At 56.2% G+C, this 21,142-nt stretch carries 14 protein-coding genes and 1 rRNA gene; 12 read left to right on the plus strand and 3 right to left on the minus strand.

From position 1 onward, the window contains the following. The 4 genes from rrf to ACMWLG_RS12440 all read left to right on the plus strand — a co-directional run. Positions 1-91 (plus strand): 5S ribosomal RNA (gene rrf, locus ACMWLG_RS12425); the annotation flags it as partial. A 124-nt stretch (positions 92-215) separates the two neighbouring features. Continuing rightward, the gene (gene murB / locus ACMWLG_RS12430) at positions 216-1,244 is read left to right on the plus strand and encodes a UDP-N-acetylmuramate dehydrogenase (RefSeq protein WP_045404785.1); all 1,029 of its coding nucleotides are present in this window, start codon (positions 216-218) and stop codon (positions 1,242-1,244) included. After that, a complete protein-coding gene (gene birA / locus ACMWLG_RS12435; RefSeq protein WP_023309597.1) occupies positions 1,241-2,203 on the plus strand; it encodes a bifunctional biotin--[acetyl-CoA-carboxylase] ligase/biotin operon repressor BirA in 963 nt (320 codons plus the stop codon). Before murB ends, birA begins: the two co-directional genes overlap by 4 nt. Positions 2,204-2,219: 16 nt before the next feature. Next, entirely contained in the window at positions 2,220-3,212 is a 993-nt protein-coding gene (locus ACMWLG_RS12440; RefSeq protein WP_045404782.1) for a glycosyl hydrolase family 8, read from the plus strand. Between the two features lie 48 nt (positions 3,213-3,260). Here ACMWLG_RS12440 and bcsG read toward each other — a convergent pair whose 3' ends face one another. Genes bcsG through bcsE form a run of 3 tightly spaced genes read right to left on the minus strand, consistent with a single transcriptional unit; the run spans position 3,261 to position 6,686 of the window. Next, on the minus strand, positions 3,261-4,940 hold the full coding sequence (bcsG, locus tag ACMWLG_RS12445; RefSeq protein WP_045619722.1) for a cellulose biosynthesis protein BcsG: 1,680 nt from the start codon (positions 4,938-4,940) through the stop codon (positions 3,261-3,263). Continuing rightward, positions 4,933-5,130 carry a cellulose biosynthesis protein BcsF gene (gene bcsF / locus ACMWLG_RS12450; protein ID WP_024908822.1) on the minus strand — a complete coding sequence of 66 codons (198 nt, stop codon included), beginning with the start codon at positions 5,128-5,130 and terminating at the stop codon, positions 4,933-4,935. The genes bcsG and bcsF overlap by 8 nt, the downstream gene beginning before the upstream one ends. Then, the gene (bcsE, locus tag ACMWLG_RS12455; RefSeq protein WP_045404779.1) at positions 5,124-6,686 is read right to left on the minus strand and encodes a cellulose biosynthesis c-di-GMP-binding protein BcsE; all 1,563 of its coding nucleotides are present in this window, start codon (positions 6,684-6,686) and stop codon (positions 5,124-5,126) included. The genes bcsF and bcsE overlap by 7 nt, the downstream gene beginning before the upstream one ends. A 175-nt stretch (positions 6,687-6,861) precedes the next feature. On the opposite strand from bcsE, the gene bcsR reads away from it, so the two are divergent. The 8 genes from bcsR (at position 6,862) to ACMWLG_RS12495 (ending at position 21,006) form a co-directional block, all read left to right on the plus strand. Beyond that, positions 6,862-7,050 (plus strand): cellulose biosynthesis protein BcsR, encoded by a 189-nt coding sequence (gene bcsR / locus ACMWLG_RS12460; protein ID WP_008503237.1) that lies wholly within the window; start codon positions 6,862-6,864, stop codon positions 7,048-7,050. An 11-nt stretch (positions 7,051-7,061) separates the two neighbouring features. After that, positions 7,062-7,814 (plus strand): cellulose biosynthesis protein BcsQ, encoded by a 753-nt coding sequence (gene bcsQ, locus ACMWLG_RS12465; protein ID WP_023333774.1) that lies wholly within the window; start codon positions 7,062-7,064, stop codon positions 7,812-7,814. Further along, the gene (gene bcsA, locus ACMWLG_RS12470; protein WP_045404776.1) at positions 7,811-10,426 is read left to right on the plus strand and encodes a UDP-forming cellulose synthase catalytic subunit; all 2,616 of its coding nucleotides are present in this window, start codon (positions 7,811-7,813) and stop codon (positions 10,424-10,426) included. The genes bcsQ and bcsA overlap by 4 nt, the downstream gene beginning before the upstream one ends. Positions 10,427-10,436: 10 nt before the next feature. Continuing rightward, entirely contained in the window at positions 10,437-12,857 is a 2,421-nt protein-coding gene (gene bcsB, locus ACMWLG_RS12475) for a cellulose biosynthesis cyclic di-GMP-binding regulatory protein BcsB (RefSeq protein WP_045404774.1), read from the plus strand. Positions 12,858-12,863: 6 nt separating this feature from the next. Then, positions 12,864-13,970, plus strand: coding sequence for a cellulose synthase complex periplasmic endoglucanase BcsZ (gene bcsZ, locus ACMWLG_RS12480; RefSeq protein WP_045404772.1), 1,107 nt, complete (start codon positions 12,864-12,866; stop codon positions 13,968-13,970). Beyond that, on the plus strand, positions 13,952-17,434 hold the full coding sequence (gene bcsC, locus ACMWLG_RS12485; protein WP_045619725.1) for a cellulose synthase complex outer membrane protein BcsC: 3,483 nt from the start codon (positions 13,952-13,954) through the stop codon (positions 17,432-17,434). The genes bcsZ and bcsC overlap by 19 nt, the downstream gene beginning before the upstream one ends. 119 nt (positions 17,435-17,553) lie before the next feature. Further along, entirely contained in the window at positions 17,554-19,560 is a 2,007-nt protein-coding gene (gene hmsP, locus ACMWLG_RS12490) for a biofilm formation regulator HmsP (protein ID WP_045404767.1), read from the plus strand. A gap of 159 nt (positions 19,561-19,719) precedes the next feature. Then, entirely contained in the window at positions 19,720-21,006 is a 1,287-nt protein-coding gene (locus ACMWLG_RS12495; protein WP_023309587.1) for a dicarboxylate/amino acid:cation symporter, read from the plus strand. Positions 21,007-21,142: the final 136 nt, after the last annotated feature.

Raw genomic sequence — 21,142 nt, forward strand, 5'->3', positions numbered from 1 at the left:
CACCTGACCCCATGCCGAACTCAGAAGTGAAACGCCGTAGCGCCGATGGTAGTGTGGGGTCTCCCCATGCGAGAGTAGGGAACTGCCAGGCATCAAATAAGTGAAGAGGCCATCCGAAAGGATGGCCTTTTTGCGTTTATACGCTGCACAAACTAATCCCCCAACGCCCTGCTTATACGGTAAACTACCTGCGTTTTTGCATCAGGATAGCGTCTATGAACCACTCCCTTAAGCCCTGGAATACCTTTGGCATTCAACGCAATGCTAAACAAATTGTTCGTGCCGATACTGCACAGCAGCTGCTGGATGCATGGCAAAGCGCAACAGAAAATAACGAACCCGTACTAATTCTGGGCGAAGGAAGTAATGTCCTATTTCTCGATGATTTTGCGGGAACGGTAATCGTTAACCGCATCATGGGGATTGATGTTGCAGAGCGTGCCGATAGCTGGCACCTGCACGTGGGGGCCGGTGAAAACTGGCATCATCTGGTGCAATTCACCCTCGAAAAAGGGATGCCGGGCCTGGAAAACCTTGCGCTTATTCCAGGCTGCGCCGGATCGTCACCAATTCAAAACATCGGTGCCTACGGCATCGAACTGAAACATGTCTGCGAATATGTCGACTGCATCGAACTGGCGACCGGAACGGCTAAACGTTTAACGGCGGAACAGTGCCAGTTTGGCTATCGTGACAGTATCTTCAAACATGAATATCAGGATCGCTACGTGATTGTCGCCGTGGGTCTGTGCCTGTCGAAGAACTGGCAGCCCGTGTTGACCTACGGGGATTTAACGCGTCTCGATCCGGCTACCGTAACCGCCCGCGACGTTTTTGATTCCGTTTGCCATATGCGGATGACCAAACTTCCCGATCCAAAAGTAAACGGAAACGCTGGAAGCTTCTTCAAAAACCCGGTTATCAGCAGCGAAAATGCAAAAATCTTTCTTGAAGGATGGCCAGCCGCGCCACATTACCCTCAGGCGGATGGCAGCGTCAAGCTTGCCGCGGGATGGCTTATCGATCAATGCCAGCTTAAAGGCACTTCAGTAGGCGGTGCTGCCGTTCACCAGCAGCAGGCTCTGGTGCTGATTAATCAACGCGATGCGACCAGCGATGATGTTGTACAGCTGGCTCATTATGTTCGTCAGCGTGTGGGCGAAAAATTTAACGTCTGGCTGGAGCCAGAAGTTCGCTTCATTGGCTGCACAGGTGAAGTTAATGCCGTGGAGGCTATCGCGTGAAGGACAATACCATTCCCTTAACCCTGATTGGTATCCTTGCTGACGGTGAGTTTCATTCTGGCGAGCAGCTGGGTGAACAGCTTGGTATGAGCCGTGCTGCTATCAATAAACATATCCATACGCTTCGCGACTGGGGTGTTGATGTGTTCACGGTTCCCGGAAAAGGCTACAGCCTGCCGGAGCCGATTCAATTGCTGAATGAAGAAACGATCCGCAGCCAGATCGGACACGGCAATGTTGCGGTGCTGCCGGTGATTGATTCGACGAACCAGTATCTTCTGGATCGTCTGCCTGAGCTGACATCCGGCGATGCCTGCGTTGCTGAATATCAACAGGCCGGTCGCGGCCGTCGCGGTCGCAAATGGTTTTCGCCATTTGGCGCTAACCTCTATTTGTCTATGTACTGGCGACTCGATCAGGGCCCGGCCGCTGCTATTGGCCTGAGTCTGGTCATCGGCATCGTCATGGCGGAAGTGCTGCACGATTTGGGGGCGGATAAAGTACGTGTTAAGTGGCCTAATGACCTCTACCTCAACGATCGTAAACTTGCCGGCATTCTGGTCGAACTGACGGGAAAAACGGGCGATGCGGCGCAAATCGTCATTGGCGCAGGCCTCAACATGGTGATGCGCAATGTACAAAATGATGTGGTGAATCAGGCCTGGACTAACCTCCAGGAGGCGGGGATCGTCATCGATCGTAACACCCTTGCCGTGCGTATGATTAAAGAGTTGCGCAGTTCACTCACGCTTTTTGAGCAGGAAGGGCTGGCACCGTTCCTGTCTCGTTGGGAAAAGCTGGATAACTTCATTAACCGCCCGGTGAAACTGCTGATTGGTGATAAAGAGATCTACGGGACTTCACGCGGTATTGACGCACAGGGCGCGCTGCTCCTGGAGCAGGATGGCGTGACTAAACCCTGGATGGGCGGTGAGATTTCACTGCGAAGTGCCGAATAACCGGATCGAGTTAATTATGCGAAAACCCGTGTGCGCAACGCTGGCCGTCATGATGAGTCTGCTGTTCTCGCCTCTCTCTCATGCGGATCGGGCTTGGGAGAGTTACAAGGCCCGCTTTTTCAAACCGGAAGGCCGCATTGTTGATACCGGTAATGGCGGCGTGTCGCATACGGAAGGTCAGGGTTTTGCCATGCTGATGGCGGTGGCCAACGACGATAAAGCCACGTTCGATAAGCTCTGGCAATGGACAGACAGTCAGCTGAAGAACAAAGAAAATGGTCTGTTTTACTGGCGCTATAATCCCGCAGAGTCCAACCCGGTCGCCGACAAAAACAACGCTGCAGATGGCGACGTGCTGATTGCCTGGGCGTTGCTGAAAGCCGACGCCCGCTGGCATGACAAACGCTACAGCGCCGCATCGGATGCAATTACAAAAGCACTGATTGACCACAGCGTGATCCGCTATGCCGGTTACCGCGTGATGCTGCCCGGCGTCCAGGGGTTTAAGCTTGAGGGTGAAGTGGTCCTCAATCCTTCCTATTTCGTGTTTCCGGCCTGGCAGGCCTTCTCCAGACGCAGTCATTTGCCGGTCTGGCGCGATTTGATTAAGGACGGGAAACGCCTGCTGGGGCAAATGGGCTCGGGTAAAGCGAATCTGCCCACTGACTGGGTTTCACTGGCATCAGGTGGCAAGCTGGCTCCCGCAAAAGGCTGGCCACCGCGAATGAGCTATGACGCGATTCGTGTTCCGCTGTACGTTGCCTGGTCTGATAAGCAAAGCCCGCTGCTGACGCCGTGGAAGGCCTGGTTCGGACAGTTTCCCCGGGAACAAACGCCCGCCTGGGTTAACGTGACGACCAACGAATATGCGCCCTACATGATGGAAGGCGGCCTGCTGGCTGTACGTGATTTCACTATGGGGCAGTCTTCCGGTGAACCCGAAATCACCGCTAAAGACGACTACTATTCGGCAAGTCTGAAAATGCTGGTGTGGATCGCCCAGCAATAATGTCGACATTGTCCCTCTCCCCGATGGGAAGAGGGACGTCATACCGTGTTACTGCGGATACGGTACCCAATCCCCGCCGTTCAGGCGAACGTAAGGTTTGTTTTGATACTGAATGACGACCGCGTTAGCGTTCTCTGAGACTTCTGCCGTTTGCGGCAGTTTGCTGGTGAGCTGATCCCAGTTCACGCTATCTTCCACAAACAGCTTCCCGTCAACGGCGCGGGCAACCAGTTCTGAGATCGCCAGATAGCTGGTTGGCTGTGTAATCTCAATCGGTGCGCCCTGATGCGGTGCCTTCATCCCAAAGAATTTAATGCCTGCAGGCACGTTAGTGATGGACGGGCTTGGGATATCACGCAGACCCGACACCTGCATTCTGTCACCTTTCAGCGCACCACCGTGCTCAGGCACCACAACCACCATCACTTTACGGCCTGATTTTTCCAGCTCCGTGAAGAACGCGTCCAGCTCGTCAAAGAACTTCTGCGCACGCACTTTATAATCAGCCGTTTTGCTCACGCCCGGGAAATGGTTACCGTCGTAGAGCGGCAGGGTGTTAAAGAACGTCGCGCTGCGCGGATTACTGTCTTTTTCGATGGTCTGCAGCCAGCGCTGCAGGACGGCAGTATCGTCATAAACGGGCGAACCGTCGAAGCCCAGCAGAGAGACAGGAAGACCGGTTTGATCCATCAGCGGTGCCTGCATGCCGCCCTGTTCGCGCACCTCTTTCAGGAAGTTACCGAACTGGCCGTTATGCCCCAGCATCAGGTGCTGCGTAAAGCCCAGCTTTGCGAGGTTATCGAACAGATAACACTGGTTGCCGGCGGGTTGATACAGGTTTTTATGCGATGTCTGACCGCAGCTTGCACGCAGCAGGCGGATCGCCGCCGGGCCGCTGTACGAGGTGGCAGAGTTGAAATCTTTAAACTGAATATCGAAGTGTGACCACAGCGGATGAGACATCAAACCGGCGGCGTCCACGTCGGCCCAGGAGAGAGAGCAGATATTGATCACCAGCAGTTCAAACGGCTGAGCATCCGCCGGCAGCGCATCCGGGAATTTAGTCTGTCGCTTGTCTTCCGCGGTATAGAAACTGGAGAGCCAGGCGTTCAGGTTGGTTGAGGTCGGCGGTGCGGTCTGGGTTGGGATATCGCCCACCACAGGCGTATCGCCTGCCGTTGTGACGGTTGCCGCCGCGCTTCCCCCTGTGGTAGTCACCGTGGTGGTCGGTTGACCGGCAGGCCACAGCGAAAAGTTCGGCCCAGCCAGCGTCAGCACGTTAAGCCAGATCATAATCGCGACCACAAACACCGTGACGCGGATCCACTGCGACAGGAACAGCCAGGCAACCAGCAGCACAAATACCGCGCCCATCATCTGCCAGTTAATAAAGCGCTCGGTCAGATCGAGGACATAGCTGGCGCTAAAGCCCGCCACCTGCGACCCCTGGCTCATAATGCTGTCCGGCCCCGGTAGCCAGGTATCATGCCAGAACAGCGCAAAGCCGACAGGTATAGCGACCCAGTGGCGCAAGCGATGTAGCCTGATATTCGGCAGCGGCATCAGCAGGAAGGCCATAAACACCAGGTTGAGAAGGGGATGGAAATTCAGATAGCCTGCCCACAGCAGGCCAAACTTCACCAGAAAGTAGAAGTTCCAGCCGGAAAGGCCGCGCCAGTATTGCCAGAGCGGCGAGGGTGACGAAGCGGTATAGGTAGAATTAGTCATGTTTTCGGTCTGCCTTGACGTGTGATGCCCGTGTCAGTGTTCCGGCTGGTTTTACATAGCGAGGTTTAATAAACAGCACTCTGGCCGTATCACGAATACGGCGTATGGAATGGCGCGCATAGTAGCCAAGCGGGAAAAAGATCAGCGCACAGAATATAACCAGTTGAATGATATCGCTGATGTTCATGATGATGCGTTCTCCGCGTTGTCTGTTAATAAGCGAAGGGGTTCCGGAACCCGACGCCAGACGTGTCCATCATGTCTGGCATTGAGGATCGGTTTGGCATCGCTCTTGATTGCGAGCGGTTTGGCCCATTGTTCAGGCTGGAGCGCACGCATCTGCACCAGCTCCGCGCTAATCGTATTATCTTCGAACCAAATCATACGGTTCGAGAAAATATCCCCTGTAGGCAGGGGGAAGATGTGGTTAAGCGCCGTATCGAGATCGTTTACCCGGCAGAAGGACAAAAACAGCACCAGGCGATTGTCGCCAATGGTCATGATGTCCCCTGTACGGTTCGGGCGACATAAGGTGAGAGCCTGTTCAACGCGAATACCCGGTACAGGACGCAGGGCAACCATAACCCCTTTTCCATCAGCAGGCAGAAGCGTGTTGTTCATCATGTTGCCCACGGCGTCGCAGAAGGTATCCCATTTTTGGTAACCACGCAGTTTCATCGGCTGCGTCATGGAGAGCAGCGTGGAAATATCTTCCGGTACGTGGCGGCTAAACTGCTGGCCCTGAACGCTTTCGATAAGCGTCAGGCAGCGTGACAACGGCGCATTCCATGGAATAACCATATTGGCGCCGCAGCCCAGAAGCAGGCGCTCATCGGTGGCGCGCAGGCTGGTATTATTTTCGCGCACGATGATTTTCAACGCACTGCCGCGCTGGCGGCGTAAGGTGTGGATTTGCCGTGCCAGCGTCTCAATCTGGTTATTCTGCATCAGCGAGAAAATAAGAGTTGCCGCCTGGGTTGTGCGGGCTTCATGGAAAAGGGCTTCGTTAGATTCAAACAGCGTCCAGTTTTCCGACAGGGCGGGTGCCCCCTCTAAAACCGCGATATGGCTCAGGATGCGTTTTTCATCACTGCGCGGCTGCACCACGGTTTCTTCCTGCTGCGCCAGGTGCCACTCGCCCTCGATATGTTTCAGCGTAAGCTGTTGCCTGGCACTCACGCCTTTTTCATTACACCAGAAGGCAATATCGTAGAGATAGCTGCCTGCCTGGTCACGAACGCTTGCCAGACCGAACAGGGAGCGATATTCGCCCATTAAAAGTGAAAACAGCTTGTCATTATTACTGCCGGGATTGACTATCAATAGCGTGCAATTTTGAAATTTTGCCCATTTATTGATTTTTTCCAGCCACGGCAGCAGTTTTTCAGCGGGCATATTTTGCAGGACGTTATTTGCGCATTTCAGAATCACTAAATAGTGATCGGGATCAATAGAGCACTGAACGTCGCGGGACAAAAAGTATAGACTATCGGCTTCCGATGTCATGGAAAATAATCGCACCGTCTGGGGGCCGCGACCACTTTCGAGCGTAATAATTTTCTTCGGATCTTCGCCCATGCTAATGACGGCCACGCGGGAATCCTTATCCTGAGCAGCAATTGTCTGGTTTACCAGACTGATAGCATCTTCATTACGGTCCGTATTAATCCACCAGACTCCTCCGACTGGCATGTGGCTCAATTCGTCCCATAATGACTGGATGCCAATAGAAAATATGGAGTCCACGGTGTCCCTCTTTTCGTCTAATTTATCTGTATCTCAGTTTACTAGCGAAAGCATAGAAATAAACCTAACATTGAAATTAAAGAACATCAGATTTAGCATGTAAATGAAATTTGTCAGGGCAGGAAGCCCCGCAACTTCTTTAGCGTGCGATTTTCCTTAAAGGGATGGAAAAAGAATGGATAATAACGAACCTGGAACCCCAGTCGACTCGACTCTGGGTTACACATTCCAAAACGATTTTCTGGCGCTGACGCAGGCCTTTTCTTTACCTGAAATAGATTACACCGATATTTCCCAGCGGGAACAGTTGGCCGCGGCTATTAAACGCTGGCCGTTATTAGCTGAATTCGCCCATCAACAATAAGGGAGCCATTGATGGCCATACTCGGATTACAGGGTGTCCGTGGCGGTGTGGGTACCACATCAGTTACCGCGGCGCTGGCGTGGTCATTACAGCTTTTAGGTGAATCGGTGCTGGTTATTGACGCCTGCGCCGATAATTTGTTGCGTATGTCGTTTAACGTCGACTTTTCTCGTGAAGAGGGCTGGGCCCGGGCACTGCTTGATGATAAAGACTGGCAGGATGCAGGGATGCGCTATACCTCCCAGCTCGATCTGCTGCCGTTTGGGCAACTGACCACCACGGAACGCGAGAATGAAGCCGCGTATCAGCGCCTGTTTTCGCAATTCACGCTGGCGCTGCAAACCCTGAAAGAAAAGGGACACTACAAGTGGATCCTGCTGGATCTGCCGCACGGCGCCGGCACGCTGACCCGACAGCTTATCGCCCAGTGCGATCATATACTTTCCATCGTCAACGTCGATGCGAACTGCCATATCCGCCTGCATCAGCAGGGGCTGCCTCAGAACGCTCATCTTCTGATTAACGATTTGCGCATTGGCAGCCAGATTCAGGACGATCTGTATCAGGTCTGGCTGCAAAGCCAGCGCCGTCTGCTTCCCATTGTCATCCATCGTGATGAGGGGATGGCGGAATGCCTTGCGTCTAAGCAACCGCTCGGCGAATACCGCAGCGATTCACTGGCGGCAGAAGAGATCCTGACGCTGGCTAACTGGTGTCTGCTGAACTTCGCCAACCGGGCGGAGCATGCAGGGAGTTCTGTATGAGTCGTCTCGCCAGCTGGTTACTCATCCCACCGGTCAGTTCGCGTTTGAGCGAACATTACCGGCATTTCCGCCGGCACGGTGCTTCGGCATTTAGCGCCGCGCTCGGCTGCTTCTGGATGATTCTGGCCTGGATGTTTATTCCACTCGAACACCCGCGCTGGCAGCGCATACGTGCCCGGCACGGTGAGCTATATCCGCACATTAATCCCAACCGGCCGCGTCCTTTGGATCCGGCGCGCTATCTCATTCAGGCCATCTGGCTGGTGGTCACGTCATCCCGCTCAGAGAAAATAACGCCGCACTGGCGCAGCTTCTCCCGCGTCCAGCAGTTACGTGAGCGCTACCACCAGTGGCTGGACAGACTGCCCAACAGCGTAAGTGATAAGACCAGCCATCTGGATAACCATAAAGAGCTCGGGCATCTTCATCCGGGCCTGCGGCGTTTTATCCTCGGCGTGATCGTCGTGTTCTCGCTTATTCTGGCGCTGGTCTGTATTACGCAGCCTTTCAACCCTCTGGCGCAGTTCACCTTCCTGATCCTGCTGTGGGGCGTGGCGCTGCTGGTCCGCCGTATTCCGGGCCGCTTCTCGGCGCTGATGCTGATTGTGTTGTCATTGACCGTCTCCTGTCGCTACATCTGGTGGCGTTATACTTCAACCCTGAACTGGGACGACCCGGTCAGCCTGGTATGCGGCCTGGTGCTGCTATTTGCCGAAACCTACGCCTGGATCGTGCTGGTGCTGGGCTATTTCCAGGTCATTTGGCCGCTCAACCGCCAGCCGGTTCCGCTGCCAAAAGACACCGCGCAGTGGCCGTCTGTTGATCTCTTTGTACCAACCTACAACGAAGATCTGAGCGTGGTGAAAAACACCATTTATGCCGCGCTGGGCATCGACTGGCCGAAAGACAAGCTCAAGGTCTGGATCCTGGATGACGGCAACCGTCCGGCGTTCCGCCAGTTCGCAGAGGAGGTTGGCGTCGAGTACATCGCCCGTCCGACTCACGAGCATGCGAAAGCCGGGAACATCAACAACGCGTTGAAGTATGCCACAGGAGAGTTTGTCTCGATCTTTGACTGTGACCACGTGCCGACGCGCTCGTTCCTGCAGATGACCATGGGCTGGTTCCTGAAGGAGAAAGAGCTGGCGATGATGCAGACGCCGCACCACTTCTTCTCGCCAGATCCGTTTGAACGTAACCTTGGTCGCTTCCGCAAAACCCCGAACGAAGGCACGCTGTTCTATGGCCTGGTGCAGGACGGGAACGACATGTGGGATGCCACCTTCTTCTGCGGTTCCTGTGCGGTTATCCGCCGTAAGCCGCTGGATGAAATTGGCGGTATCGCCGTCGAAACGGTCACTGAAGATGCGCACACCTCTCTGCGCCTGCACCGTCGTGGCTATACCTCGGCGTATATGCGTATTCCGCAGGCTGCCGGTCTGGCAACGGAGTCTCTGTCGGCGCACATTGGTCAGCGTATTCGCTGGGCGCGCGGCATGGTGCAGATTTTCCGTCTCGATAACCCACTGATTGGGAAAGGGCTCAAGCTGGCGCAACGTCTCTGCTACGTCAACGCCATGTTCCACTTCTTATCCGGTATCCCGCGGCTCATCTTCCTGACCGCGCCGCTGGCGTTCCTGCTCCTTCACGCTTATATCATTTACGCCCCGGCGCTGATGATTGCGCTGTTTGTTCTGCCGCACATGATCCACGCGAGCCTGACGAACTCGAAGATACAGGGTAAATACCGCCACTCCTTCTGGAGTGAAATCTACGAAACGGTGCTGGCCTGGTATATCGCGCCGCCGACGATGGTGGCGCTGATTAACCCGCACAAAGGGAAATTTAACGTCACCGCCAAGGGCGGCCTGGTGGAAGAGGAGTACGTCGACTGGGTGATATCCCGTCCGTATATCTTCCTGGTATTGCTGAATATCGTTGGCGTCATCGCCGGTATCTGGCGTTACTTCTACGGCCCGGAAAACGAAATCCTGACCGTCTTTGTGAGTATGGCCTGGGTCTTCTACAACCTGATTATCCTCGGCGGCGCGGTAGCGGTGTCGGTGGAGAGTAAACAGGTCCGTCGTGCGCATCGCGTTGAAATCTGCATGCCTGCGGCGATCGCCCGTGAAGATGGCCATCTCTTCTCCTGTACCGTGCACGACTTCTCTGACGGTGGTCTGGGGATCAAAATCAACGGCCAGGCGAAGGTGCTGGAAGGCCAGAAAGTTAACCTGCTGCTTAAGCGCGGCCAGCAGGAGTATGTCTTCCCGACGCAGGTTGTGCGCGTGGCGGGCAATGAAGTCGGTTTGCAGCTGATGCCGTTGACCAAAAAGCAACATATCGATTTTGTGCAGTGTACGTTTGCCCGCGCGGACACGTGGGCTCTCTGGCAGGACAGCTTCCCGGAAGATAAACCTCTGGAAAGCCTGCTGGATATTCTGAAGCTGGGGTTCCGTGGCTATCGTCACCTTGCAGAATTCGCCCCGTCGTCGGTGAAATTAATTTTCCGGTCACTTACTTCGCTGGTTTCCTGGGTCGTGTCGTTCATTCCTCGTCGTCCTGAGCGGGATGAGGCGAAGCAGGCGGACCCGGTTATGGCTCAACAATGATGATAACGCGATGAAAACAAAACTTTCCTGGTTATGTGCAGTGGCAATGGGGATGAATGTCCTCCCCGCAACAATGGCTAACGCAGCTCCTGGTAACGCAGCGGCAACGCCTGCGCCAACGGTACCTGTCGTCGCGCAAGCAACCGATCCGGTTGTCACCGCGGCACCTGGTCAAACAGAAAATATCGTGCCGAACCAGCCAACGGAGGGGAACACCCTGCCGGCAGACGGCCAGGTCATCGGGCAGGTGATGCCGGGCGTCCGGGGGGCGAATGCGCCCGTCGTTGCGGACAATGCGCCGTCGCGGGACGTGAAGCTGACCTTCGCGCAAATTGCACCGCCTCCGGGCAGTATGGTGCTGCGCGGCATCAACCCTAACGGTGGCATTGAGTTTGGCATGCGCAGCGATGAGGTCGTCTCTAATGCGGTGCTGAACCTTGAATACACGCCGTCGCCGTCCCTGCTGCCGACACAGTCTCAGCTGAAGGTTTACCTGAATGATGAGCTGATGGACGTACTGCCGGTCACCAAAGAGCAGCTGGGCAAGAAAACCCAGGCGCAGGTGCCGATTAACCCGCTGTTCATCACCGACTTTAACCGTATCCGTCTGGAATTTGTCGGTCACTACCGCGATGTCTGCGAAAACCCGGCCAGCAACACGCTGTGGATGGACGTCGGGCGTAACTCCTCGCTGCAGATGACCTACCAGTCGCTGGCGCTGAAAAACGATCTCTCGGCATTCCCGGTTCCGTTCTTCGATCCGCGTGATAACCGTCCGCTCACGCTGCCGATGGTGTTTGCATCATCCCCGGACGTGACCGAGCAGCTGGCGGCCACCATTGTGGCGTCCTGGTTTGGTTCACGTGCTGGCTGGCGTGGACAGAGCTTCCCGGCGATGTATGACAAACTGCCGGACAGAAATGCCATTGTGTTTGCGACCAACGCGAAACGCCCGGCCTTCCTGCGCGATCATCCGGACGTCAAAGCGCCAACCGTTGAGATGATAAGCCACCCGGAAAACCCGTACGTGAAGCTGCTGGTGGTCTTTGGCCGCGACGATAAAGATCTGGTGCAGGCCGCAAAAGCCATTGCCCAGGGCAACGTCCTGTTCCGCGGCAACAGCGTGGTGGTGGATGAGGTGAAACCGCTGCTGGCGCGTAAACCTTATGATGCGCCAAACTGGGTGCGTACCGACCGTGCGGTGACATTTGGCGAGCTGAAAACCTATGAAGAACAGCTGCAGGCGACGGGGCTTGAGCCAGCGCCGATTAGCCTGTCACTGAATCTGCCGCCGGATCTGTATCTGTTGCGCACCAACGGCATTGATATCAATCTGAACTACCGCTATACCGCGCCAGCGACCAAAGACAGCTCGCGCATGGATATCAGCCTGAACAACCAGTTCCTGCAATCCTTCAGCCTGCAAAGCACGCAGGATACTAACCGCCTGATGCTTCGCCTGCCGGTGCTGCAGGGGCTGCTGGACGGTAAAACGGATGTCTCCATCCCGGCACTGAAGCTCGGCGCGATAAACCAGCTGCGCTTTGACTTCCAGTACATGAACCCGATGCCTGGCGGCTCGGCGGAAAACTGCATCACCTTCCAGCCTGTACAGAACCACGTTGTGATTGGCGATGAGTCGACCATCGACTTCTCGAAATACTATCACTTCCTGGCGATGCCGGATCTGCGCGCCTTTGCTAACGCGGGCTTCCCGTTCAGCCGCATGGCCGATCTCTCTGAGTCCATCGTTGTGATGCCAAAAGCGCCAAGCGAAGGGCAGGTCACGACCCTGCTGGATACCATGGCGACCGTTGGGGGACAGACGGGATTACCGGCGATTAACGTCACGTTGACGGACGATGGCAGTCAGATCCAGAACAAAGACGCTGACATCATGGTGATCGGTACCATTCCGGATAAGCTGAAGGATGACAAACGTATCGATCTGCTGGTGAAAGCGGCCCAGTCCTGGGTTAACACGCCGCTGCGCCAGACCGAGTTCCCGAGCATTATGCCGGATGTGAACGACCGTCAGGCCAGCGCGCAGACGACCGTAACGTCTCAGGGGGCAATGGCCGCGGTGGTGGGCTTCCAGTCACCTTACAACGAACAGCGTAGCGTGGTGGCTCTCCTGGCGGATAGCCCGCGCGGGTATGAACTGCTCAATACGGCCATGAACGACAGCGGTAAACGTGCCGCGATGTTTGGTTCCGTTTCGGTGATCCGTGAGTCCGGCGTCAATAGCCTGCGCGTGGGCGACGTGTACTACGTGGGCCATCTGCCGTGGTTCGAACGCCTGTGGTATGCCCTGGCTAACCATCCGGTTCTGCTCGCCATCCTGGCGGCGGTCAGCGTGGTCTTGCTGGCATGGGTGCTGTGGCGTCTGCTGCGAATCATCAGCCGTCGTCGTCTGAACCCGGATGAGTAAGATGTGATGAAAGCCTTTCGCTGGTGTGTATTAGCAGCGGTGATGCTGGCGGTGCTTCCTCTTCGCGCCGCCTGTACCTGGCCTGCCTGGGAGCAGTTTAAAAAGGACTACATCAGTGAGGGCGGGCGTGTCGTTGATCCCAGCGACACGCGCAAAATTACGACCTCGGAAGGGCAAAGCTACGCCTTGTTCTTTGCCCTTGCGGCGAACGATCGCAGCGCGTTTGACCAGCTGCTGACCTGGACGCGCGATAATCTTGCCAGCGGCAATCTCAACGACAACCTGCCCGCCTGGCTATGGGGCCAGAAAGATAAAGAGACGTGGGCGGTGATTGATACCAACTCCGCCTCTGACGCCGATGTCTGGATCGCCTGGTCTCTGCTCGAAGCGGGCCGGTTGTGGAAACATCCGGACTATACCCGCACGGGTAAGGCGCTGCTGAAACGCATTGTCAGTGAGGAAGTGGTGAAAGTGCCGGGGCTCGGCGCAATGCTGCTTCCCGGTAAAGTCGGTTTTGCCGATGAAAACGTCTGGCGTTTTAACCCCAGCTATCTTCCTCCGCAGCTAGCGAGTTATTTCACGCGCTTTGGTCCCCCGTGGACCCAGCTTCGTGAAACCAATCAGCGTCTGCTGCTGGAGAGCGCGCCGAAAGGTTTTTCGCCGGACTGGGTTCAGTATCAGAAAAACAAAGGCTGGCGGTTACAGCAGGATAAATCTCTGGTGGGCGGCTACGACGCCATCCGCGTTTATCTCTGGGTGGGAATGATGAGTGATAAAGATCCTCAGAAAGCCCGGCTGCTGACGCGCTTCCAGCCGATGGTGGCAAAGACAACGAAACGGGGTGTGCCGCCGGAGAAAGTGGATGTGGCGACGGGTAAACGCACCGGGAATGGTCCGGTCGGGTTCTCTGCCGCCATGCTGCCGTTTTTACAACAACGTGATGCCCAGGCGGTTCAGCGCCAGCGCGTTGCGGACCATTTTCCCGATAATAATGCCTATTACAGCTACGTGCTGACTCTCTTTGGGCAAGGATGGGATCAGCATCGTTTTCGCTTCACCGCAAAAGGTGAATTAATACCGGATTGGGGCCAGGAATGCGCAAGTTCACAGTAAATCTACTCACTTTATCGCTTGGCCTGGCACTGATGCCGATGGCTGAGGCCGCCAACTCTCCGCAGCAGAAACAGCTGCTGGAACAGGTTCGGCTGGGCGAATCGACACAGCGTGAGGATTTGGTTCGTCAGTCGCTTTATCGTCTTGAGCTGATTGACCCGAACAACCCTGACGTCATTGCCGCACGCTTTCGCTACCTGCTGCGCCAGGGCGATAACGCCGGTGCGCAAAAAGAGCTGGATCGTCTGAAAGGGATCGCGCCGGGCTCAAGTGCATACCAGTCATCACGCAACACGATGCTGCTGTCCACCCCGGATGGCCGCCAGCAGCTCCAGCAGGCGCGTTTGCTCGCCACAACGGGACACACGCAGGAGGCGATTGCAGCCTATGACAAGCTGTTTGACGGCAACCCGCCGGGCGGCGACGTGGCGACGGAATACTGGAATGTGGTCGCGAAAGATCCTGCTCGCCGGAATGCGGCCATTAACCAGCTCAAGAAAATCAACACCAGCAGCCCCGGAAATACGCAGCTGCAGGCGACGCTGTCCCAGCTTTTGTTCCAGAGCGGACGCCGTGATGAAGGCTTTGCGGTATTGCAGGAGATGGCTAAATCGACCAACGGGCGCAGCCAGGCGTCTGATATGTGGTATGACCAAATCAAAGGCCAGCCTGCCAGCAGCGCCAGCGTCAGCGCGCTGCAAAAATACCTGAGCATATTCAGCAGTGGTGATAGCGTCGTGGCGGCGCGTGCCCAGCTCGAAGAACAGCAAAAACAGCTCGCTGACCCGGCGTTCCGCGCGAAAGCGGAAGGGCTGGCGGCGGTGGATGCCGGGCAGGGGAGTAAGGCGGTGGCTGAGCTGCAAAAAGCCGTCAGCGCCAACCATGCCGACAGTGAAGCGGTAGGCGCCCTTGGCCAGGCCTATTCCCAGAAAGGCGACCGCGCCCGCGCGGTGGCGCAGTTTGAAAAGGCGATAGCCCTCGATCCCCAGAGCGATAACCGGGGTAAATGGGACAGTCTGCTGAAGGTCAACCGCTACTGGCTGCTGATCCAGCAGGGCGATGCGGCCCTGAAGGCGAATAACCCTGCGCAGGCGGAGCGTTACTATCAGCAGGCGCGCGGTATCGACAATACCGACAGTTATGCCGTGCTGGGGCTGGGCGATGCCGCCGCCGCGCGTAAAGATAACGACGCGGCGGAACGTTACTATCGCCAGGCGCTGCGTATGGACAGCGGCAACAGCAATGCGGTCCGCGGCCTGGCCAATATTTACCGTGCCCAGTCCCCGGAGAAGGCCTCGCAGTTTATCCAGTCTCTCTCCGCCAGCCAGCGCCGGAGCATTGATGATATTGAACGCAGCCTGACCAACGAGCAGCTCTCCGCTCAGGCAGAACAGCTGGAAAATCAGGGGAAATACGCCCAGGCGGCAGAGATTCAGCGTCGTCGTCTGGCGCTCTCTCCCGGCGACGTGTGGATAACCTATCGTCTCTCGCGCGATCTCTACAGCGCGGGTCAGCGCAGCCAGGCGGATACCCTGATGCGTCAGCTTGCCAGACAGAAACCGTCCGACCCGGATCAGGTGTACGCCAGCGGGCTCTATCTTTCCGGCAACGATCAGGACCGCGCCGCGCTGGCGCATCTGGACACGCTGCCGCGCAGCCAGTGGAACGGCAATATTCAGGAGCTTGCCGACCGCCTGCAAAGCAACCAGGTGCTGGAAACCGCCAACCGTCTGCGCGACAGCGGCAAAGAGCAGGAGGCGGAAAACCTTCTGCGTCAGCAGCCGATCTCCACCCGCATCGACCTGACGCTGGCGGACTGGGCGCAGCAGCGCGGCGATCTGGCGTCGGCGAAAACGACGTACAGCGCCGTTCTGCAGCGTGAACCGCAGAACGAAGACGCGATCCTCGGCCTGACCGAGATTTACAGCGCGCAGGGTGACAAAGATGCCGCGCGCGCAGAGCTGGCGAAATTGCCCGCCGCGCAAAACGGCCAGCCGCTGTCGCTCAACATGCAGCGCCGGATCGCGATGGCGCAGGCAGGCCTGGGCGATTCCACCGCCGCAGAACAGACCTTCAACAAAATCATTCCGCAGGCTAAATCGCAGCCCGGCTCCATGGAAAACGCGCTGGTGTTACGTGATGCCGCGCGTTTCCAGGCGCAAAACGGTCAGCCTCAGCAGGCGCTGGAAACCTATAAAGACGCGATGGTGTCGACGGGCATCACCACGACGCGTCCGGCCGACAACGACAGTTTTACTCGTCTGACGCGTAACGATGAAAAGGACGACTGGCTGAAGCGCGGCGTGCGCAGTGATGCCGGTGACTTGTACCGTCAGCAGGATGTTAACGTCACGCTGCAGCACGACTACTGGGGTTCCAGCGGAACGGGCGGCTATTCCGACCTGAAAGCGCACACCACCATGCTGCAGGTGGATGCCCCGCTGTCTGACGGGCGCATGTTCTTCAGAAGCGATCTGGTCAACATGGACGCCGGTTCATTTGATAACAATAACGGGACCTACGATCCAAAATGGGGGACCTGCTACGAAACGCCGTGTAGCGGCAACACCCATCAGTCCGACAATGGCGCAAGCGTCGCCGTCGGCTGGCAGAATAAAACCTGGGCGATGGATATTGGCACTACGCCAATGGGCTTTGACGTCGTCGACGTGGTGGGCGGTATCAGCTACAGCAGCGATCTGGGCCCCATCGGCTATACCGTTAACGCCCATCGCCGCCCAATCTCCAGCTCCCTGCTGGCGTTCGCCGGGCAAAAAGATACTAACACCGGCACCACCTGGGGCGGCGTACGTGCCACCGGTGGCGGCGTAAGCATGAGCTATGACAAAGGGGAAGCGAACGGCGTCTGGTCAAGCCTGAACGCGGAAACGCTGACGGGTAAAAATGTGGAAGATAACTGGCGCGTCCGCTGGATGACGGGTTACTACTACAAGCTCATTAATAAAAACAACGAGCGCCTGACGGTCGGCGTCTCCAATATGCTCTGGCACTATGACAAAGACCTGAGCGGGTATACCCTGGGTCAGGGCGGCTACTACAGCCCGCAGGAGTATGTCTCTTTCGCGCTGCCGGTGACCTGGCGTAAACGCACGGAGAACTGGTCCTGGGAGCTGGGCGGCTCGGTGTCCTGGTCTCACTCTAAAACCAAAGACGAGCTGCGCTACCCGATCCAGAACCTGATCCCGACCGATGAGCCAGACCGCTATACCGACCGGGGCGCGATGGAAACCGGCAGCAGCTCCTCAGGCACGGGTTATACCGCGCGGGCCATTATCGAACGCCGCGTAACGTCCAACTGGTTTGTGGGCATGGGCGTGGATATTCAGGAAGCGAAAGACTATACCCCAAGCCATGCGCTGATCTATGTGCGTTACTCTGCTGCAGGCTGGCAGGGCGATATGGACTTACCGCCGCAGCCGCTTATCCCTTACGCGGACTGGTAATCGGATTTTCCTTAATCCATTTGTAAGTCTCTCTTAATAGCGCGGCAATCGGGTATACTCAGGCGCGCCAGGTTTACACCCTGGCGCGCCCTGCGCTTCGAGTTTTGTGGAGAGTCATTTTGCGTGTCAGCCGTTCCTTAACAATCAAACAGATGGCGATGGTTTCTGCCGTCACCATGCTGTTTGTACTGCTCTTCTGCGTAATTTTGCTGTTTCATTCCGTACAGCAGAATCGCTATAACACGGCTTCGCAGTTAGAAAGTATCGCCCGCTCGGTGCGCGGCCCGCTCTCTGCCTCTATCCTGAAAGGGGATATTCCCGAAGCGGAAACCATTTTAAAACGCATTCAGCCTGCCGGCGTCGTGAGCCGCGCCGATGTGGTCTTGCCCAACCAGTTTCAGGCGCTGCGGATGAGCTTTATCCCGGAGCGTCCCGTCCCGATGATGGTGATGCGCCTGTTTGAACTGCCGGTGCAAATTTCGCTGCCCGTTTATTCGCTCGAACGCCCTGCCAACCCGCAGCCGCTGGCCTACCTGGTATTACAGGCGGACTCCTACCGCATGTATAAATTCGTCATGAGCTGGGTGGTTACGTTAGTGACCACTTGCTTACTTATGACGCTTATTCTCAGCGTGGCGCTCACCTGGTGCATTAACCGGCTGATTGTTCATCCGCTGCGCCGTATCGCCCGCGAGCTGAATACGCTTGCGCCGCAGGATCAGATGGGACATCAGCTTGAGCTCCCGCGTCTGCATCATGACGATGAGATAGGTATGCTGGTGCGCAGCTACAACCTCAACCAGCAGCGCATCCAGCGCCAGCAGGATGAGTTAAACAGCAGCGCCACGCGCTTCCCGGTGTCGGAGCTTCCTAATAAAGCCTTCCTGATGGCGATGCTGGAGCAGACCGTTGCCCGTCAGCAAACTACGGCGCTGATGGTTATCGCCTGTGAAACCCTGCAGGACACGGCTGGCGTGCTCAGGGAGAGCCAGCGCGAAATGCTGCTGCTGACTCTGGTCGAAAAAGTGAAGTCTGTCCTGGCCCCGCGCATGGTGCTGACCCAGGTCAGCGGTTACGACCTGGTGGTGATTGCCAACGGCGTAAAAGAACCCTGGCATGCGATCACTTTAGGTCAGCAAGTACTCACTGTCATTAATGAGCGGTTGCCCATTCAGGGGATCCAGCTTCGTCCAAGCGCCAGTATCGGTATTGCGATGTACTATGGCGATTTAACGGCAGAGCAGCTTTATCATCGCGCGTTCTCGGCGGCATTCACCGCCCGGCGCAAAGGCAAAAATCAGATCCAGTTCTTCGCGCCGGAAGAGATGGAAAAGGCGCAGCAGCGCCTGACGGAAGAGAGCGACATCCTGACCGCGCTGGATAACCGCCAGTTTGCCCTCTGGCTACAGCCGCAGGTGAATTTGCAGACGGGAGAAGTGAAAAGCGCCGAGGCACTGCTGCGCGTGCAGCAGCCGGATGGCTCATGGGAGCTGCCGGAAGGGCTGATCGAGCGCATTGAGTCCTGCGGCCTGATGGTTACCGTCGGCTACTGGGTGCTGGAAGAGTCCTGCCGTCAGCTTGCCGCCTGGCAGGAGCGCGGCGTAACGCTGCCGCTGTCGGTCAATTTGTCTGCCCTGCAGCTTATGCACCCGACCATGGTTTCAGAGATGCTGGAGCTGATCCATCGTTACCGAATCAAGCCTGATACGTTAACTCTTGAAGTGACGGAGAGCCGACGCATCGACGACCCTAATCAGGCGGTCGCGATCCTGAAACCGCTGCGTAATGCCGGCATTCGCATCGCGCTGGACGATTTTGGCATGGGGTACGCAGGGCTGCGTCAGCTTCAGCACATGAAAACCCTTCCGGTGGATGTGCTCAAAATTGATAAAGCGTTTGTCGACGGTCTGCCGGGCGACAGCAGCATGGTGCAGGCGATTATCCAGATGGCGCGCAGCCTTAATCTGCATCTTATTGCCGAGGGAATTGAAACCGAAGCGCAGCGCACCTGGCTGGCAGAGGCGGGCGTGGAGAGCGGACAAGGCTTCCTTTTTGCCCCTGCTGTTCCTTCGGATGTCTTTGAAGAACGATACCTTTCTGGTGCTGACAATAACGCAAAAGTGTAATTTTGTTGCTGGCTTGTGCGAGCCAGCTCAAAGTTCTTAACATTTGTGTTTCAAATTTGAACTGAGTTTATTTCTGTCCTGTTATGTGGGTGTTATTTTAAAGCCGCAGGTTAACCATAACCTTACAAAGCCTGTGGTTTTTCTTCCCAAGGACACCTTATGAAAACCTCACTCTTCAAAAGTCTTTATTTCCAGGTCCTGACAGCCATCGCCATCGGTATTCTGCTGGGTCACTATTACCCTGAGCTGGGCGCGCAAATGAAACCGCTTGGCGACGCGTTCGTTAAGCTCATTAAAATGGTCATCGCTCCGGTGATCTTCTGTACCGTCGTGACGGGCATCGCTGGCATGGAAAGCATGAAGGCGGTCGGTCGTACCGGTGCAGTGGCGCTTCTCTATTTTGAAGTGGTCAGTACCCTTGCGCTGATTATCGGTCTGATCATCGTCAACGTGGTGCAGCCGGGCGCGGGGATGAACGTAGACCCGTCAACGCTGGATGCCAAAGCGGTCGCGGTGTATGCCGAGCAGGCGAAGGATCAGGGCGTGGTGGCATTCCTGCTGGACGTAATCCCGGGCAGCGTCATTGGCGCGTTCGCCAGCGGAAACATCCTGCAGGTTCTGCTGTTTGCCGTGATGTTTGGTTTTGCCCTGCACCGTCTGGGCAGCAAAGGCCAGCTTATCTTTAATGTGATCGAAAGCTTCTCGCAGGTTATTTTCGGCATCATCAATATGATCATGCGCCTGGCGCCGATTGGTGCTTTCGGCGCGATGGCCTTTACCATCGGTAAGTATGGCGTCGGTACGCTGGTGCAGCTGGGTCAGCTGATTATCTGCTTCTATATCACCTGTATCCTTTTCGTGGTCGTGGTGCTGGGCTCCATCGCCCGCGCGACGGGTTTCAACATCTTCAAATTTATCCGTTACATCCGCGAAGAACTGCTGATTGTTCTGGGGACCTCCTCTTCAGAATCGGCGCTGCCGCGTATGCTCGACAAGATGGAAAAGCTGGGGTGCCGTAAATCGGTGGTCGGGCTGGTGATCCCGACGGGCTACTCCTTCAACCTGGACGGCACCTCGATATACCTGACGATGGCGGCCGTGTTTATCGCTCAGGCGACCAACAGCCATATGGATATTTTCCATCAGATTACCCTGCTGGTGGTGCTCCTGCTCTCCTCTAAAGGCGCGGCAGGGGTGACGGGCAGCGGATTTATCGTGCTGGCTGCCACCATTTCCGCTGTGGGTCACCTGCCGGTGGCGGGTCTGGCGTTGATTCTCGGTATTGACCGCTTTATGTCTGAGGCGCGTGCGTTAACCAACCTGGTGGGTAACGGCGTGGCAACGGTGGTGGTGGCGAAATGGGTGAAAGAGCTGGATCACAAAAAGCTCGACGATACTCTGAATAATCGTTCAACTGACAGCAAAAATCCTGGCTTAACCTCTTAATCTTGTCACAAATGCCCGTATTCCCTTGTCGGGATGCGGGCTCCTGCGCATAATAACTGTTCGTACCTGTCATAATTCGACAAGATTTTTTTTGGGTATATTTCACTTCTGACCGTGACGTTTTGCCGAACGCGCG

The organism is Enterobacter sp. 01-M-02-SI-ECC, from assembly GCF_047530595.1.
GTDB lineage: Bacteria > Pseudomonadota > Gammaproteobacteria > Enterobacterales > Enterobacteriaceae > Enterobacter > Enterobacter cloacae_M.

What these genes read in the sequence shown, in the direction of transcription:
- murB (WP_045404785.1), top strand. Translation starts at nt 216, where the DNA reads ATGAACCACTCCCTTAAGCCCTGGAATACCTTTGGCATTCAACGCAAT.
- ACMWLG_RS12440 (WP_045404782.1), top strand. Translation starts at nt 2,220, where the DNA reads ATGCGAAAACCCGTGTGCGCAACGCTGGCCGTCATGATGAGTCTGCTG.
- bcsG (WP_045619722.1), bottom strand. Translation starts at nt 4,940, where the DNA reads ATGACTAATTCTACCTATACCGCTTCGTCACCCTCGCCGCTCTGGCAA.
- bcsR (WP_008503237.1), top strand. Translation starts at nt 6,862, where the DNA reads ATGGATAATAACGAACCTGGAACCCCAGTCGACTCGACTCTGGGTTAC.
- bcsQ (WP_023333774.1), top strand. Translation starts at nt 7,062, where the DNA reads ATGGCCATACTCGGATTACAGGGTGTCCGTGGCGGTGTGGGTACCACA.
- bcsA (WP_045404776.1), top strand. Translation starts at nt 7,811, where the DNA reads ATGAGTCGTCTCGCCAGCTGGTTACTCATCCCACCGGTCAGTTCGCGT.
- bcsB (WP_045404774.1), top strand. Translation starts at nt 10,437, where the DNA reads ATGAAAACAAAACTTTCCTGGTTATGTGCAGTGGCAATGGGGATGAAT.
- bcsZ (WP_045404772.1), top strand. Translation starts at nt 12,864, where the DNA reads ATGAAAGCCTTTCGCTGGTGTGTATTAGCAGCGGTGATGCTGGCGGTG.
- bcsC (WP_045619725.1), top strand. Translation starts at nt 13,952, where the DNA reads ATGCGCAAGTTCACAGTAAATCTACTCACTTTATCGCTTGGCCTGGCA.
- ACMWLG_RS12495 (WP_023309587.1), top strand. Translation starts at nt 19,720, where the DNA reads ATGAAAACCTCACTCTTCAAAAGTCTTTATTTCCAGGTCCTGACAGCC.